Source organism: Ferrimonas balearica (genome assembly GCF_019802055.1).
GTDB lineage: Bacteria > Pseudomonadota > Gammaproteobacteria > Enterobacterales > Shewanellaceae > Ferrimonas > Ferrimonas balearica_A.
In genome coordinates, this window is sequence record NZ_JAHVHW010000005.1 from 115777 (window position 1) to 131115 (window position 15339).

The following is a 15339-nucleotide window of genomic DNA, read 5'->3' on the forward strand; positions in this document are numbered from 1 at the left end:
TCCATGGCTGCTGCCAAGGCATTTGTATCCGGCCAACAGCCTTCCCTACCCCCGCCGGATGGCGGGCTCGGGTGAGTCCAATCCAGATTGCGGTGACAGCGACATCACTTGTCGGCAGTGCATGCGCCCCTCCCGACTGCAGCGAGTTTTTTGATTAAGCGACTGGATTGGGCCTGGTCATTAACTGTGAAACGGTATCGGTGTTCAGGGTATAATCCACGCCTTTGATGACGAGTACCGCTTCTGAGGGCGGTGAACTGAGTGGTTCATATGACAGCGCGACAGGTATCAGACTTCACTCTCTGGGAAACCATGCAGGAAGCCGGGTTGCGTCTGGCCGCTTCTGGCTGGATTCCGGGGCGTTGGTTTAATTCCGCTTTGCCCAAACAAAGTGAACTGACGTCGGCCGAGGGGCCGATCACTCTGGAGATTGTCAGCCACTGCTGGAAGTACTCCGAATTTCAGCTGTATCAGCTGAGTTCTTTGGTAAACCATGCGCCCAAAGCGATGAAGGTGGTGCATACCGTGTTTTACTCCGAAGAGGATGAAGATACGGTACGTCTGCTCGATTTCTTCCGTCCGATGGAGGTGGAGAACGTCACCTGGAATTTCCAGGCCATGCCCAAAGAGGAACTGTTCCGCCGTGCCATTGGGCGCAACCGGGCAGCTAAGGCGACTCAGGCAGATTGGATCTGGTTTACCGACTGTGACGTGGTGTTCCATGAAGGGGCGTTGGATACCCTGGCCACTCAACTGGAGGGGCGTCAGGAGTATCTGGTGTATCCGGAGCAGATGCTGGCGACCGATCTGCTGCCCAAGGATGACCCGCTGATTCTGGAGGCAAAGCGTCATCCTCGCCTGATGGAACTCGACCTGACGCGCTTCTCCGTGCGTAAGTTCAGCCGTGCCACCGGGCCGATTCAGATTGCTCATGGTGATGTGGCCCGGGCGTGTGGCTATTGTCAGGACCTGAAGCTGTATCAGAAGCCGATGCCGCGTTGGAGCAAGTGCTATGAAGATCGCGCTTTCCGCTGGTTGCTGGGCACCCAGGGCACGCCGATTTCCGTGCCCAACGTGCTCTTTATCCGTCACGCGGAAAAGGGGCGTTATCAGCAGGGCAGCCAGATTTCGCTGCTGCGTAAGACCATCCGACGCATCAAATCGGCGCTGATCGGACGCTGACAACAAGCCGCCCTCCAGGGCGGCTTTTTTGTGGTGCGTTCACCTGCGCGCTTTCCCCACAGAAAGTACCGTGTATACAATTCCCACACTCTGTCGAACTGGCCCTGACCTATGCACCGCTACCTTTTCTATATCGAGCAGCCTTATTCCTTCTCCATTCTGCGCCCGCTGCAGGCGGAGATCCGCGCTCAGGGAGGAGAGGTTCGCTGGTTTTTGAAGGGGGATAAAGTGCAGCCGGCGTCGTTGGCGCAGGATGAGGTGGCGCTGAACCGTGTTGCCGAGGTGCAGGCTTACGATCCTCGGGCGGTGTTCGTGCCGGGCAATGTGGTGCCGGACTTTTTCCCCGGGGTGAAGGTACAGGTATTCCATGGGCTTGAGTGGAAGAAAAAGGGGCACTTCCGTATCCGGGGGTTTTTCGATCTCTACTGCACCCATGGGCCCATCACCACAGAGCGGTTTCGTACTCTGTCACAACAGCATGGTGGCTATTTTGAGGTGATTGAGACCGGCTGGCCCAAGATGGATCCCTACCTGGGAGGGGCTGTCCATCCGCTCTCATCACCCCCCACCGTGGTGTACGCGCCAACCTTCTCACCGGCACTGACCTCGGTTCCGGATCTGTTTGAGCCGATCAAGGTCCTCAGCGAGCAGGGAGCCTTCCGCTTTGTGGTGAAGTTCCACCCCAAGATGGATCCGGAGTGGGTGGCCCGTTATCGCGCCATTCAGGGGCCCAACCTGGTGGTAAGCGAAGAGGGAGATCTGCTTAAAGTGTTCGGGGAGGGGGATCTGGTGCTGTCCGACACCTCCAGTGCAGTAACGGAAGCCCTGATGATGGGCAAGGTGGTGGTGACCTATCGCAACAGCCAGCCGCAACCCTGTCTGCTGGACTTTGACGAGGCGGATAAGCTCGTCAGCCAGTTGGCCCAGGGGTTGGCGCCCGAGCCCAAACTGCTGGCCGCGATTGAGAGCTACCTGGACCAGGTGCATCCCACTCTGGACGGTCGGGCCAGTCAACGGGTGCTGGAGGCGGTTGAACAGGTGGTGGCGCAAGGAGTCCGGCCCAAGCCCTGGAATATTCTCAGGAAGTTGAAAATCCGTCGGGCGCTGAGCTATTACCGCGTGTTCTGAAGATGGACTGTTTTTGAGCGTCAGAAACGGATTCTCGGAAAAATGGTAATGACCGAAACACCCCTCTGATCTCCGGTGCTGGGTGTTTGCCGTGCATCGGCAGCATTGGATAGCCCGCCATCTCCATCCCTCCCCTTAATCCAACTCCGAGGCCAGCTCCCGATAGACCGCCAGGGTAGCCTCCACCCCCTGTTCCACATTGAAGTGCTCGATCACCCGTTGCCGGGCCGCTGCCCCAAAACGAGCGGTCAGGGCGGGGTTGAGGTAGAGCTGGTAGATGGCGTCCGCCAACGCCCGGGCATCGCCGGGTGGCACAATCAGTCCGGTCTCCTCATCTGCCACCAACTCTGCATTGCCGCCGGTATCGGACATCACCGCCGGGGTGCCGTATGAGTTGGCCTCCAGAATTGCGCGACACAGCCCCTCCCGCTTGATGGTTGGCAACACCGCCAAATCACAGGCAGCCGCGACTTCCGGGGCATCATTGCGCCAGCCCAAAGGGTGGATCTGAGCGGGGCACCCGCTTTCGGCAATCATCTTTTGGATCTTGGGGTTGTTGGGGTCGGCCCCCACCAGCAGCAGGTGGATGGCGTGGCCTTCCGGCCAGTGGTGGGTGGCGTCCATCAGCACCTGAAGCCCTTTTCTCGGCCGCAGATTGGCCACCAGCGTGACTTTGAATGCGTTATCCGGCAGTCCGAGCGCACTCAGATCTGCAGGGGGATGTTGGTACCAGCTTTGATCGTGTCCTTTGTAGACAGTGGTTAATCGCCGCTCCGGTCGGGAGACGTGCTTCGCCAGATCCTGTTCTACCGCTTTGGCGACGCAGATAATCTTGTCGATGCGGGGGTGCAGCATGGAGAGGTAACTGGAGGGATCGAATCGTCGGATATTGCCGGTTTGGCCCCGGTAGGCGATCACTTTCACCGGCAGACCGATGGCGGCAGTGGCCCCATTACTGACCGGCGTATTTGAGAACAGGTGCAGGATCTGGATGTCGCGCTCCCGAATCACCCGACGGATATGGCGAATGGCGCCGAGGGAGAGTTTTCGTTCCAACGGTTGCGGGATCACTTCGATACCGCGCTCCTGGTAAAATCCCTCCAGAATGCTGCCCGGATTGCACATCACCGTGACCTCAACCTCGCCACTCTTATGAAGAGCCGCCACCTGGGCCGCTTCAGGCCGGATGGGATTGATGTTGGTACGGTACTCCCGCTCGATGATCAGGGCGCGGATCGGGTTCATGGTTTGTCTTATGCTGAACACGGATACCTAAATCTACCCTTGGTATGCTGTTCGCAACCAGAACAAAAACGGGGATCGCTCAGCGATCCCCGTTTTTTTGCCCCTTTTCTGATTTAGATCCGGTAGAAGCTCCGGTACCAGTCAGCAAAACGCTGAAGGCCTTCGGCCAGCGAGGTGTCCGGGCTGAAGCCGACGGCCTGACGCAAGTTGTCGGTATCGGCATAAGTGGTGTAAACGTCGCCCGGCTGCATCGGCATCAGGTTCAGCTCCGCTTTTACGCCCAGGGCCTGCTCAAGCGTCTGAATAAAGGTCAACAACTCCACCGGCTGGTGGTTACCGATGTTGTAGAGCGCGTAGGGGGCAGTGGAACGGTCCGGGCGGTCAGTGGTGCGCTCCGCATCGGCGGTGGGGATGTTCTCCATCACTCGCAGCACCCCTTCGACGATGTCGTCGATGTAGGTGAAATCCCGGCTCAGTTTGCCGTAGTTGTACACGTCGATGGGCTCACCGGCGAGGATCTTCTTGGTGAACTTGAAGGCGGCCATATCAGGGCGTCCCCAGGGGCCATAGACGGTAAAGAAGCGCAGACCGGTGGTGGGAATGCCGTACAGATGGCTGTAGGTATGGGCCATCAGTTCGTTGGATTTCTTGGTGGCGGCGTAGAGGCTGACCGGATGATCCACCGCATCCGCTTCCGCGAAAGGCACTTTCTTGTTCATGCCATAGACGGAGGAGGAGCTGGCGTAGATCAGGTGCGGCACCTTGGTCTGTCGGCACCCTTCAAGAATCGTCACCATGCCGGTGAGGTTGCTGTCCACGTACGCCATCGGGTTGTCCAGGGAGTAGCGCACGCCAGCCTGAGCGGCCAGGTGCACTACGCGATCAAACTGGTGGCGTTGGAACAGGGCGGCCATCCCCTCCCGGTCAGACAGGTCCAGGCGCACAAACTCGAAATGCTCGGACGACGTCAACTGGTCGAGACGGGCCTCCTTCAGGCTGACGTCGTAGTAATCATTCAGATTATCCAGGCCGACCACTTGGTGGCCCTGCTCAAGCAGGCGTTGGCTGACATAGAAACCGATAAAGCCGGCGGCACCGGTGACCAAAATTTTCATCGTTACTCCTGGATAATGCTAAGGCCGCGGCCAATACCGTAGTAGTGGATGCCGCGCTTGGCCAGACGCTCGGGATCATACAGGTTGCGACCGTCAAAAATCACGGGTTGGCTCAACTCCTGCTGAATAAAATCGAAGTCCGGAGCCCGAAATGCCTGCCATTCGGTGCAGATCACCAGGGCATCGGCCCCCTTCAGTGCCGCCTCCTTGGTGCCCATCAGCACCAGATCATTACGGTGGCCGAAGAGGCGCTGGGTCTCCTCCATTGCCTCCGGGTCATAAGCCTGAACCTTGGCACCGGCCTGCCATAAGGCCTGCAGCAGCACCCGGCTGGGGGCTTCGCGCATATCATCGGTATTGGGTTTGAACGCCAGGCCCCAGACGGCGATGGTTTTACCCAGTAGATCATCGCCAAAGTGGCGTCGGATATTGCGCATCAGCACGTGCTTCTGCGCCTCATTGACCTGTTCGACCGCTTTCAGGATCTTCGCGTCATGGCCAATGCCATCCGCGGTACGGATCAGCGCCTGCACATCTTTGGGAAAGCAGGAGCCGCCATAACCGCAGCCCGGATAGATAAAGTGGTAGCCGATGCGTGGATCAGACCCGATGCCACGGCGCACCGACTCAATGTCGGCCCCAAGCTTCTCAGCCAGATTGGCGATCTCGTTCATAAAGGAGATCTTGGTGGCCAGCATGCAGTTGGCGGCGTATTTGGTCAGTTCGGCACTGCGAACGTCCATCACTACGGTGCGATCCTGCTGGCGGTTGAAGGGCTCGTAGAGTTCGCGCATCACCTCAATCGCTTCCTCATCATCACTGCCGATGACGATACGATCCGGACGCATGCAGTCGTTGACGGCGGCGCCCTCCTTGAGGAACTCCGGATTGGACACCACCTGAAACGGCAGAGGTGCATCCCGCTGCGCCAGGACATCGGCGATGCGGGCTTTCACTTTGTCTGCGGTTCCGACCGGCACGGTGGACTTGTCCACCACCACCCTGGGGGCGTCCATATGGCGGGCGATGGTTTCGGCGACCGCAAGCACGTACTGAAGATCGGCACTGCCATCCTCATCCGGCGGGGTGCCAACCGCGATGAACTGCACCCGGCCATGGCGAACGCCAAGGCCCGCATCGGTGGTGAACGTCAGTCGCCCAGAGTCGTGATTGTGTTTCACCATCGGCTCCAGTCCCGGCTCATAGATGGGGACCAGGCCCTGGTTCAGACGATCGATTTTATCCTGATCGACATCAACACAGCAGACGTCATGACCCACTTCCGCCAATACGGTGGCCTGAACCAGGCCAACGTAGCCGACACCGAATACCGTGACTTTCATGCAATGACCCCTCTACCAGGCAAGACCGTAAGTAACTTCAACCTGGTCAAAGTATATGCACGGATTTCAGTGGTTTTGTGACAGGGCGAGATTTAGTGCGTCCAGTACCGCGGAGGTCTCAATGCTGGCCATCAGGTCAGGGCCTTTGGCGCGGGTGCCCCAAGGCAGTTCGGACAGGGAGCGCCCCTTCTGTTGCTCGACGTGGTGCTGGTAACAGGACACCGTGTAGTGCTGTTGCCCATAGGGGCCGGTGCGTTGTGGATTGGAGTGCGCCATCAGGGCGACCACCGGAGTGCCCTGAGTGACCGCCATGTGAGTGGGGCCGGTGTCTGGTGCCAGCACCGCTTTGGCTCGGGCAATCAGAGCCAGCAGTGATTTGAGGCTGGTTTGCCCAACCAGGTTTCGAAGTGGTGCCTGGGCATGCTGGACGATGGCGTTGGCTAACCGCTTTTCCCGCTGGGCGGGACCACCGCACAGCAACACCTGATAACCCCTCTCAGCCAGGTTGTCCGCCACTTCGGCGTAGCGCTCAGGAAGCCAGTTGCGCTCATCTTTGCTGGCGGAGGGACAGATCAGCACCGTGGGCGTATCGTCGGGGATCTGCGCCCGGGCGAACGCCGTGTCCTGCTCCGAAACCGGGATCTGCCACTGGGGTGTCGTGTCAGTGACGCCAAGAGATCGGGCAAACCCCATAAACCCGTCAAGTACATGAGGCTCCGCCTGGGGAGCGATACGACGGTTGGTGAACAGCCACTGCCCCTCTTTGGCCCGGGCCCTGTCAAAACCCACCTTGAGGGTGGCCCGAATGCCCAGAGTGGCCAGGGAGGCCCGCAATGCCACCTGCATATGCAACAGCAGATCGAAATGGCGGTCCTGAAGGCGTTGCCAGAGTTCGCGGTAGCCCTGGAACCCCTTACTCTTGTCAAAGGGAACCAGTTCCACACCGGGTAAACCTTTCAGCAAGGCCGCTTCAATCCTGCCCACAACCCAGGTGATCTCAGCCTGCGGGTGGCGACGCTGGATCGCCTGCACCGCCGCAACGGCATGACAAACATCGCCAATCGCAGAGAGGCGCAGAATACAGAGTTTTTTGGGGGCCAGTAGAAGGCTGTTGCTGTCGGACATTGCAGGCATAACATTTGCCGAGGTGGGCAAAGTGTAAATAAAATACCCGGCTCTACCAAGGAAAAGCCCATGAATATCCTTAGCTTCCCCCCTCATCGCGTACTGCTTGCGCCCCTTGCTCCGGCCTCGTTGAATGCCGACTGGTTTGATCCAGAGTGGCTGACGGCCCAAGGGTGGGTCACGGGAAGCTCAGACAGCTCTGGCCGTAATCCTGCCTGGTTCTTCCAACAGGACGGGCAGGAGTATGTGCTTCGCCACTACTGGCGGGGCGGGCTGCCGGGGAAGATCTTTAAGGACGGCTATCTCTATCTGGGGGAAACCCGCTCACGTCCCTATGGGGAGTTGGCCCTGATGATCGCCCTTCATGAGCAGGGATTACCTGTGGCAACGCCCATTGCTGCCAGATTGACCCGAACCGGACTGACCTATCGGGCAGATCTGATCACCGCCAAATTGCCGCAAAGCCGGGATCTGGTGAAGGTGTTGAGTGGCCAGCCGATGGCAGCGGAGCGTTGGCAGGAGTTGGGCGCCGTGCTGGCCCGATTCCACCGGGCCGGTGTTTATCACGCGGATCTCAATGCCCGGAACATCCTGCTGAGCCAGGAGCAGTTCTATCTGATCGACTTTGACCGTGGTGAACTGCGACAGCCCGGCACGGATTGGCAGCAGGCGAACCTGGCGCGTCTGCGCCGCTCCCTGCTCAAGGAGCAGGGGCGGGTTGAGAGCTTGTGCTACGACGATGGGGCCGACTGGGCGGCCCTGACGGCGGGTTACAACAAGGTGCTGGCCAGCGCCAGCTGACGCTCGGTGGCGCCGCGATTGGTGTCCACCACGCGCTGCCCCTGATGACCCATCTGTTCCGCCTGCTTGCGCAGTGACAGCAGATGCTCCAACTGATCGGCAAGCTCATCGGCGTTGTTGACCAACGCCATGCCACCGGCTTGCAGCAGAGTCTGACCAATCTCCTGAAAATTGAAAAAGTGGGGGCCCATCAGCACCGGCTTGGCCAGTGCGGCGGGCTCCAGAGGATTGTGCCCACCCCGTTCGATCAGACTGCCGCCGACAAAGGCGGCGTCCGCCAGTCCGTATAGGGTCAGCAGCTCTCCCATGGTGTCGCCAATCACCACCTGAACGGCTTGCGCAACATTGCCACCTGCGCTGCGGCGCACGGTCTCAAATCCCGCCTCCTTCGCCAGGGTCTCAGCGTGCTCAAACTGCTCCGGGTGCCGAGGAACCAACAGCATCAGCAGATCGGGGTGGAGCCTCAGCAAAGCACGGTGAGCGGCCAGCGCCTGTTCAAATTCGCCCGGATGGGTAGAGCCGGCACACCAGATTTTCCGATCCCCAAACCCCGTCTCCCGGGCCTGTTGCAGGTCACCCAGGTTGGCCCGGGACAGATCCAGATCGAACTTCAGGCTGCCGCACAGGGTCAGCTTGGCGGGATCCAGTCCGAGGGTCACCAGTCGGGCTCCATCTTCCGCATTTTGCGCGGCTACCGCGTCCAGCTCGGCCAGCATGGGGCGGGTCAGCCGACGGAATCGAGCATAGCCCCGGGCGCTTCGCTCGGACATACGGGCATTGGAGAGCATCACGGGCACCTGGCGCTTGTGGCACTGGTGGATCAGATTGGGCCACAACTCGGTCTCCATCAGGACCACCAGGCTGGGGCGCAGTCGTTTAACGAAACGCGCGACGACAAAAGGCAGGTCCAGCGGCAGATAGCAGTGCGCCACCCGGTCTCCAAAGCGCTGTCTGACTTGCTCAGAACCGCTTGGTGTAAAGGAGGTCACCAAGATAGGCTTGCCCGGATAACGCGCCATCAGTGCCTCGATCAGCGGTACGGCTGCCAGGGTCTCCCCCATGGAAGCGCAGTGCACCACGATGGCGTCATTGATTTGGGGCAGAGTCAGCCCGAATCGTTCACTCCAGCGGTGGCGATATTCCGGGTTTTTTCGGCTGCGCCACAGCAGATAGATCAATATGGCAGGCAACAGCAGAGTCAGCAGCAAGCTGTAGAGAAGGCGATTCATTGCAGGTCCCAGCGGGTATTTGGCTTGATGATAGGGAAGGGGCGATGGGCTTTCAAATGCTAACGATTTGTGAAGCTTGCCAATGCCCGACGCTGTTCAGCCATTGGCCTGTTTGGGAGGCGATGCTACTCTAGCGGCCATCTTATGGACAGGTGACAGTATGAAAACCAAAGATCGTATCATTGAGGCCAGCTGCGAACTCTTTAATGAGCGCGGCGAACGGGCCGTCACCACCAACCACATTGCCGCCCATCTGGGCATCAGCCCGGGCAACCTCTACTATCACTTCCGCAATAAAGAGCAGATTATCCGGGCCCTGTTTGCCCAGTATGAGGCCTATCTGGAAGAGGCCTACGGGCCGGTTGAAGACCAGACCGCTTTTGGTGTGATGCAGCGTTACCTGGATGGCATGTTCCAGGGGATGTGGCGATTCCGCTTCCTGTACGCCAGTCTGCCGGAGATCCTGGCTCGGGATCCTGAGCTGCACAAACGCTACCTCCAAGCCCATCACAAGGTATTGGCCACTGCCAGCGATGCTTTGCGAATGTTAAAGGCGCAGGGGGTGATGACCATTGAAGATGACTATCTCGAAGAGTTTGCCGAAGGGATTAAAATGGTCGTCACGTTCTGGATCAGCCACCTGTACACTCAGGCTCTGGATAAACCGATTACGGAACAGGGCGTATCCCAGGGGATGCTCCAGGTACTGGCCCTGTTCCATGGCTATATTGCGGAACCGGTCCGCCCCGACTTTGAGCGTCTGGTTAAGCATTATCGGGCGATGGCCAGCGAATAATCCAAGCCTTGTCGGGCCAGTCATCAACAGGCTGCAATCCCTCCCGGTGGCGGCTAAAATGTGCGCCACCGCTGACTCAGCGCCAAGCAACTATAACAACGAGACGGACCCATAGGAGACAGCATGTCCACTTCCGCCTTTTACCAGCAGATCCGCGACCAGCTCGAGCAGGTCAAAGCGGACGGCCTGTACAAGAACGAGCGTGTGATCACCACCGCGCAGCAGGCAGCCATTGAGGTGGCCAGCGGCGAGCAGGTTATCAACTTCTGCGCCAACAACTATCTGGGCCTGGCTAACCACCCGGCACTTATCGAAGCCGCCAAGGCGGGTCTGGACGATCACGGCTTCGGCATGGCCTCCGTGCGCTTTATCTGTGGTACCCAGGACATCCACAAGGTTCTGGAGCAGAAGCTGTCCGAGTTCCTGGGTATGGAGGACACCATCCTGTACTCCTCCTGCTTCGACGCCAACGCCGGTCTGTTCGAAACCCTGCTGGGCCCAGAAGACGCCATTGTCTCTGATGCCCTGAACCACGCCTCCATCATCGACGGTGTGCGTCTGTGCAAAGCCAAGCGCTTCCGCTACGCCAATAACGATATGGCGGAGCTGGAAAACTGTCTGAAGCAGGCCCGCGAAGCCGGTGCCCGCAACATTCTGATCGCCACCGACGGGGTGTTCTCCATGGATGGCGTTATCGCCAACCTGCAAGCGGTGTGTGACCTGGCAGACCAGTACGGCGCGCTGGTGATGGTGGATGACTCCCACGCCGTTGGCTTTGTCGGCGAGGGTGGCCGTGGTACTCACGAGTACTGCCAGGTGATGGATCGCGTAGACATCATCACCGGCACCCTGGGCAAGGCTCTGGGTGGCGCTTCCGGTGGTTTTACCTCCGGTAAGAAAGAGGTGATCGACTGGCTGCGTCAGCGCTCCCGTCCCTACCTGTTCTCCAACTCTTTGGCTCCGGCCATCGTCTCCGCCTCCATCCGCGTACTGGAGATGATGAAAGACGGTGATGCCCTGCGTGCCCAGCTTTGGGACAACGCGGCCCACTTCCGTGAACAGATGAGTGCCGCTGGCTTTACGCTTGCCGGTGCGGACCATGCCATCATCCCGGTGATGATTGGTGATGCAGCGCTGGCTTCCGAGTTTGCCGACCGCCTGCTGGCGGAAGGGATCTACGTCATCGGTTTCTCCTTCCCTGTGGTACCCAAAGGGCAGGCCCGTATCCGTACCCAGATGTCTGCCGCTCACACCCGTGAGCAGCTGGACAAGGCCATTGAAGCCTTTACCCGCATCGGTAAAGAGCTGGGAATCATTTGAGAGAACCGCGCATGAAAGCACTTTCCAAGCTGCACCCGGAAAAAGGGATCTGGATGGTGGATGTGCCCAAGCCGGAGCTTGGCCACAACGATCTGCTGATTAAGATCCGTAAGACCGCCATCTGCGGCACCGACATGCACATCTACAACTGGGATGAGTGGTCACAAAACACCATTCCGGTGCCGATGGTTGTCGGTCATGAATATGTGGGTGAGGTGGTCGCCATTGGCCAGGAGGTTCGTGGCTTCGCCGTTGGCGATCGGGTTTCAGGTGAAGGTCACATCACCTGCGGCCATTGCCGCAACTGCCGGGGTGGCCGTACCCACCTGTGCCGCAACACCATCGGTGTGGGCGTAAACCGCGAAGGCTCTTTTGCCGAGTATCTGGTGATCCCGGCGTTCAACGCGTTCAAGATCCCCGACGACATCTCCGACGATCTGGCTTCCATCTTTGACCCGTTCGGTAATGCCGTGCACACCGCGCTCTCTTTCGACCTGGTGGGCGAAGATGTGCTGATCACCGGCGCAGGCCCGATTGGCATTATGGCAGCTGCCGTGTGTAAGCATGTGGGTGCCCGTCACGTGGTGATCACCGACGTGAACGAGTACCGACTGGAGCTGGCGCGCAAGATGGGCGCGACCCGCGCGGTCAATGTTATGAATGAAAAGCTCGAAGACGTCATGGCCGAGCTGGGAATGACCGAAGGCTTCGATGTGGGTCTTGAGATGTCCGGTGTGCCCTCTGCGTTCAACAGCATGCTGGAAACCATGAACCACGGTGGCAAGATCGCCATGCTGGGCATTCCGCCCTCCAGCATGGGCATCGACTGGAACCAGGTGATCTTCAAAGGTCTGGTGATCAAGGGGATCTACGGTCGCGAGATGTTTGAAACCTGGTACAAGATGGCCAGCCTGCTGCAGTCCGGCCTGGACATCAGCCCCATCATCACCCATCGCTTCCACATCGACGAGTTCCAGAAGGGGTTCGACGCCATGGGCTCCGGGCAGTCCGGAAAAGTGATTCTCAGCTGGGACTAACCCGCTGACTGAAATCAGAAAACGCTTCCTAATCAGGAAGCGTTTTTTTTAACTTCGGTTTAAAGTCGGGTTGCTCTTGTGTAAAGATGCGCAAAGTTTGGAACGCGTTGCTGCAATTGCCGTCCAAGCTCATGTCTCTGAATCCATGGAAGATCAATGCGTCGCTTTGCCCTGATCCTGATGCTGATAGTGTTTAGCCAGACCGTGCTTGCGGGCCTGGGGGAGCACCGTCCCCATCCGGCGGGGTCCGTGGAGCACGTTGAGATGGCCGACCATCGCCATCTTGAACTGGCCGATTCCGAGTCTGCCGAGTATGGGGACCTCTGCCTTCATTGCCATTGTCATGGTGGCCAGAGCGCACTGTTTACCGTTATCGACCTGCCCCAGGGCTGTCCGGCCGAGGTCGAGTTTCTCTGGCTGACCAGTTACCAACCCCCATTCGAGCTGCGCTTCCTCCCCCCTCCCATCGTCTGATCCTGCCTTTTGCCGAGCGGGCCTGAATGGCCTGAATCTCACTCCTATGCAGGACAGACAACATGCACAATCCAATTCGTGCCGTGGTGCTGGTCATGGGCTTGACCCTGCCAACGCTTGCCGCGGCGACGGGCATGACGCCCCAGGCGTCAAAACAGGTTCTGGAGCAACTCGACAACTTGCCCCTGATCCAGATGGAGGCTGCCCGCCTCAAGCAACAACAACTGGCGGTGGAGACCGCCAACCAGGCCCTCTATAACCCTGAGCTGGGCCTGGATGCCGAGAACCTTGGCAGTGATGAGAGTGACATTGAGTACACCCTGTCGCTGAGCCAGGGCTATGACCGGGGTGATAAGCGGGGATTACAGCGCCGTGAGGCGGACCTGGCGGCCCAGATCGCGTTGGCGGAATACGGCCTGCTCCGCAATCAGCAGTTGGCTGAGTTGCTGACCGCCTGGGTGGAACTGGATCTGGCCCAACGGCTTGATCACTTCACGTCGCAAGCTCAGCAGCGCACAGAGGCGATGTTGACCCTGGCCCAGCGGATGGTCGCGGTTGGGGAGATCGCGCCTCTGGATCAACAGCTTCTGCAGCTGGAGTTGGCCCGTCTGACTGGTGACCGCCTCGCATCCCAGCAGAGCGTGATTCAGGCCCTGGCTAACCTCAGGCAGATGGGCGGTGAAGCGCTGGTGACTCTGGCCAGTGCCACCCCCTTGTCGCTGGATAGCCCCACCCCTCAAGCAACGCAACGAGTGGCGCTTTTGCCTGCGTTGAAACCCGCTTACCTGGAAGTGAAGCGCGCCCGAGCGGCCTATGCCCTGCGCCAACAGCAGAGTAAAGCGGATCCCAGCTTTTCCCTCGGCGCCAAAACCGACGGTCAGGACCAGAGCCTGGCCTTAGGGGTCGCCATCCCCCTCAATCTTCGCAATCGGTATCAAGGTGAAGTCGCCGAGGCCAATCAGGCCATCGTGGTGGCAGAGCAGGCCTATTTCAATGCGGAGCGCAACCTGACCATTGAACTGGACGCGTTGAGGCAGGCATTGAACCTGCTGCAGCAAGGCCAGCGCCAATGGCAGAACCTGGCCAGTGAGCCGCTTCGCGAGAGCCAATCTCTGCTGGAGCGGCAATGGCGTGGCGGTGAAATCGCGACGGCCAACTATCTGCAATCGCAGCAGCAACTGACCGATACCCAGGCCAGTGGCGCCGAACTGGAAGCGGCTCAATACCGGGCCTGGCTGGCCCTGATGGCCGCCCGCGGCGAACTGGAAAGCTGGCTGAGCCAGCGTGCGCAAATCACACCGATTGAGGGATAACCATGAGCAAACGTCTTACTCCCATCGCCCTCGCGGTGATGACGCTGCTGACCACATCCACCCTGGTATGGGCGGGTGACGATCATCAACACAGTGCCGCCCAGCACGCTGAAGAGCGGCCCGGGGAACATATCGAGTCCCCGGAGCACAGCCACGATGAAGCCAACGGCGATGCCCATGCCAGCGAAGCGGCCGATGCCCACAGTGATCCCAATGATCATGATGAGGAGGCCGGGCTGACGCTGGATCCCGCTCAACGAGCCATCTCCGGTATCCGCGCTGTTGCTGTTCAGCCCAGCGAGTTTCGCTTTGAGGGGCGAGCGCCCGCACAGCTGGTGGCGGACCCGGCACGCACACAACAGATCTCACTGCCGGTGGGTGTCCGCATTACGGAGCGTCTGGTGAATGCGGGCGCAGAGGTGGAGAAGGGGCAGCCTCTGTTCCGTCTCGCCTCAAGCCAGATTGCCGCCGCCCAGGGGGATTACCTGCTGGCACTGGCAGAGTGGCAACGGGTGCAGGAGCTGGGCACGAAAGCGGTTGCCGCCAGCCGCTTCCAGCAAGCTCGCATCGATGTGCAGACACGACGTCTGGATCTTGTGGCTCTGGGGATGACAACCGCACAGATTGATGCCCTCACTGACCCTAAGGCGGAGCTGGGGGGCTTCACTTACCTGGCGCCCATCGCTGGCACCGTCCAGCAGGACAACCTGGTATTGGGCCTCAATCTCGATGCCAATGTGCTGCTGATGCAGCTTTCCGATGAGTCTGAACTCTGGCTGGAGGCCCAGGTGGCGCCGGGACTGATAGGGCAGGTGGCGATTGGCGACACGGTGGCGGTGGAAGCCGCTGGGCTTCGCTACCAGGCGCAGGTTATCGGCCGCGACCATCAGCTCAACCCGCAAACCCGCACCGAAACCGTGCGCCTGTCGTTGGCCAATCCCCAGCATCGACTCCATGTTGGCGAGTTTGCTACGGCCTACTTCGTGCAGAGCGAACATCGCGGCATGGTGCTGCCGGACAGTGCTCTGGTGCGTGGTGGCGACGGTGATTGGGCGGTGTTTGTTCAGGACGGTGAACACTTTGAGCAGGTGGAGGTGAAGGTCTTGCGCAGCCAGCGGGGCCAGAACCTGGTGACGGGGCTGGAGCCCGGCCAGTTGGTGGTGATTGAGGGCGCCTTCTTCCTCAATTCGGAGCAGGCCAAGGCCGGCTTCGACATCCACAACCATTAAGG

Annotated in this window: 14 protein-coding genes; 9 read left to right on the plus strand and 5 right to left on the minus strand. The window is 59.5% G+C overall.

Annotation, left to right across the window (positions count from 1 at the left end; translation table 11 throughout):
* The first annotated feature begins 270 nt into the window (after positions 1-270).
* Together KUV52_RS05165 and KUV52_RS05170 are read left to right on the plus strand one after the other, a co-directional pair.
* Positions 271-1182: a glycosyltransferase family 2 protein gene (locus KUV52_RS05165; protein WP_222524871.1), complete on the plus strand. Its 912-nt coding sequence runs from the start codon at positions 271-273 to the stop codon at positions 1180-1182.
* 111 nt (positions 1183-1293) lie between these two features.
* On the plus strand, positions 1294-2310 hold the full coding sequence (locus KUV52_RS05170; protein WP_222524872.1) for a CDP-glycerol--glycerophosphate glycerophosphotransferase: 1017 nt from the start codon (positions 1294-1296) through the stop codon (positions 2308-2310).
* Positions 2311-2445: 135 nt separating this feature from the next.
* Here KUV52_RS05170 and KUV52_RS05175 read toward each other — a convergent pair whose 3' ends face one another.
* The 4 genes from KUV52_RS05175 to KUV52_RS05190 form a co-directional block, all read right to left on the minus strand.
* Positions 2446-3555 (minus strand): glycosyltransferase, encoded by a 1110-nt coding sequence (locus tag KUV52_RS05175; protein ID WP_222524873.1) that lies wholly within the window; start codon positions 3553-3555, stop codon positions 2446-2448.
* Between the two features lie 113 nt (positions 3556-3668).
* Complete coding sequence (locus KUV52_RS05180) at positions 3669-4670, minus strand: NAD-dependent epimerase (RefSeq protein ID WP_222524874.1); 1002 nt, start codon at positions 4668-4670, stop codon at positions 3669-3671.
* Between the two features lie 2 nt (positions 4671-4672).
* Positions 4673-6013, minus strand: coding sequence for a UDP-glucose dehydrogenase family protein (locus tag KUV52_RS05185; RefSeq protein WP_222524875.1), 1341 nt, complete (start codon positions 6011-6013; stop codon positions 4673-4675).
* A 66-nt stretch (positions 6014-6079) separates the two neighbouring features.
* Positions 6080-7138, minus strand: coding sequence for a glycosyltransferase family 9 protein (locus KUV52_RS05190; RefSeq protein ID WP_222524876.1), 1059 nt, complete (start codon positions 7136-7138; stop codon positions 6080-6082).
* 69 nt (positions 7139-7207) lie between these two features.
* Between KUV52_RS05190 and KUV52_RS05195 the strand changes: the two genes are divergently transcribed.
* Positions 7208-7939 carry a 3-deoxy-D-manno-octulosonic acid kinase gene (locus tag KUV52_RS05195; RefSeq protein WP_222524877.1) on the plus strand — a complete coding sequence of 244 codons (732 nt, stop codon included), beginning with the start codon at positions 7208-7210 and terminating at the stop codon, positions 7937-7939.
* On the opposite strand, the gene waaA is transcribed toward KUV52_RS05195, so the two are convergent.
* Complete coding sequence (waaA, locus tag KUV52_RS05200) at positions 7909-9168, minus strand: lipid IV(A) 3-deoxy-D-manno-octulosonic acid transferase (protein ID WP_222524878.1); 1260 nt, start codon at positions 9166-9168, stop codon at positions 7909-7911. The genes KUV52_RS05195 and waaA overlap by 31 nt on opposite strands.
* Before the next feature lie 160 nt (positions 9169-9328).
* Between waaA and KUV52_RS05205 the strand changes: the two genes are divergently transcribed.
* From KUV52_RS05205 to KUV52_RS05230, 6 genes are all read left to right on the plus strand, one after another.
* The gene (locus tag KUV52_RS05205; RefSeq protein ID WP_222524879.1) at positions 9329-9964 is read left to right on the plus strand and encodes a TetR/AcrR family transcriptional regulator; all 636 of its coding nucleotides are present in this window, start codon (positions 9329-9331) and stop codon (positions 9962-9964) included.
* 123 nt (positions 9965-10087) lie between these two features.
* Positions 10088-11284 (plus strand): glycine C-acetyltransferase, encoded by a 1197-nt coding sequence (locus KUV52_RS05210; protein WP_222524880.1) that lies wholly within the window; start codon positions 10088-10090, stop codon positions 11282-11284.
* Positions 11285-11295: 11 nt separating this feature from the next.
* Complete coding sequence (tdh, locus tag KUV52_RS05215) at positions 11296-12321, plus strand: L-threonine 3-dehydrogenase (RefSeq protein WP_222524881.1); 1026 nt, start codon at positions 11296-11298, stop codon at positions 12319-12321.
* Positions 12322-12477: 156 nt separating this feature from the next.
* Entirely contained in the window at positions 12478-12795 is a 318-nt protein-coding gene (locus KUV52_RS05220) for a hypothetical protein (protein ID WP_222524882.1), read from the plus strand.
* A 62-nt stretch (positions 12796-12857) separates the two neighbouring features.
* The gene (locus tag KUV52_RS05225; RefSeq protein WP_222524883.1) at positions 12858-14108 is read left to right on the plus strand and encodes a TolC family protein; all 1251 of its coding nucleotides are present in this window, start codon (positions 12858-12860) and stop codon (positions 14106-14108) included.
* A gap of 2 nt (positions 14109-14110) precedes the next feature.
* The gene (locus tag KUV52_RS05230) at positions 14111-15337 is read left to right on the plus strand and encodes an efflux RND transporter periplasmic adaptor subunit (protein WP_222524884.1); all 1227 of its coding nucleotides are present in this window, start codon (positions 14111-14113) and stop codon (positions 15335-15337) included.
* Positions 15338-15339: the final 2 nt, after the last annotated feature.

Excerpts from the sequence above, each read along its gene's own strand:
- KUV52_RS05165 (WP_222524871.1), top strand. The coding sequence starts at position 271 with ATGACAGCGCGACAGGTATCAGACTTCACTCTCTGGGAAACCATGCAG.
- KUV52_RS05170 (WP_222524872.1), top strand. The coding sequence starts at position 1,294 with ATGCACCGCTACCTTTTCTATATCGAGCAGCCTTATTCCTTCTCCATT.
- KUV52_RS05175 (WP_222524873.1), bottom strand. The coding sequence starts at position 3,555 with ATGAACCCGATCCGCGCCCTGATCATCGAGCGGGAGTACCGTACCAAC.
- KUV52_RS05180 (WP_222524874.1), bottom strand. The coding sequence starts at position 4,670 with ATGAAAATTTTGGTCACCGGTGCCGCCGGCTTTATCGGTTTCTATGTC.
- KUV52_RS05185 (WP_222524875.1), bottom strand. The coding sequence starts at position 6,013 with ATGAAAGTCACGGTATTCGGTGTCGGCTACGTTGGCCTGGTTCAGGCC.
- KUV52_RS05190 (WP_222524876.1), bottom strand. The coding sequence starts at position 7,138 with ATGTCCGACAGCAACAGCCTTCTACTGGCCCCCAAAAAACTCTGTATT.
- KUV52_RS05195 (WP_222524877.1), top strand. The coding sequence starts at position 7,208 with ATGAATATCCTTAGCTTCCCCCCTCATCGCGTACTGCTTGCGCCCCTT.
- waaA (WP_222524878.1), bottom strand. The coding sequence starts at position 9,168 with ATGAATCGCCTTCTCTACAGCTTGCTGCTGACTCTGCTGTTGCCTGCC.
- KUV52_RS05205 (WP_222524879.1), top strand. The coding sequence starts at position 9,329 with ATGAAAACCAAAGATCGTATCATTGAGGCCAGCTGCGAACTCTTTAAT.
- KUV52_RS05210 (WP_222524880.1), top strand. The coding sequence starts at position 10,088 with ATGTCCACTTCCGCCTTTTACCAGCAGATCCGCGACCAGCTCGAGCAG.
- tdh (WP_222524881.1), top strand. The coding sequence starts at position 11,296 with ATGAAAGCACTTTCCAAGCTGCACCCGGAAAAAGGGATCTGGATGGTG.
- KUV52_RS05220 (WP_222524882.1), top strand. The coding sequence starts at position 12,478 with ATGCGTCGCTTTGCCCTGATCCTGATGCTGATAGTGTTTAGCCAGACC.
- KUV52_RS05225 (WP_222524883.1), top strand. The coding sequence starts at position 12,858 with ATGCACAATCCAATTCGTGCCGTGGTGCTGGTCATGGGCTTGACCCTG.
- KUV52_RS05230 (WP_222524884.1), top strand. The coding sequence starts at position 14,111 with ATGAGCAAACGTCTTACTCCCATCGCCCTCGCGGTGATGACGCTGCTG.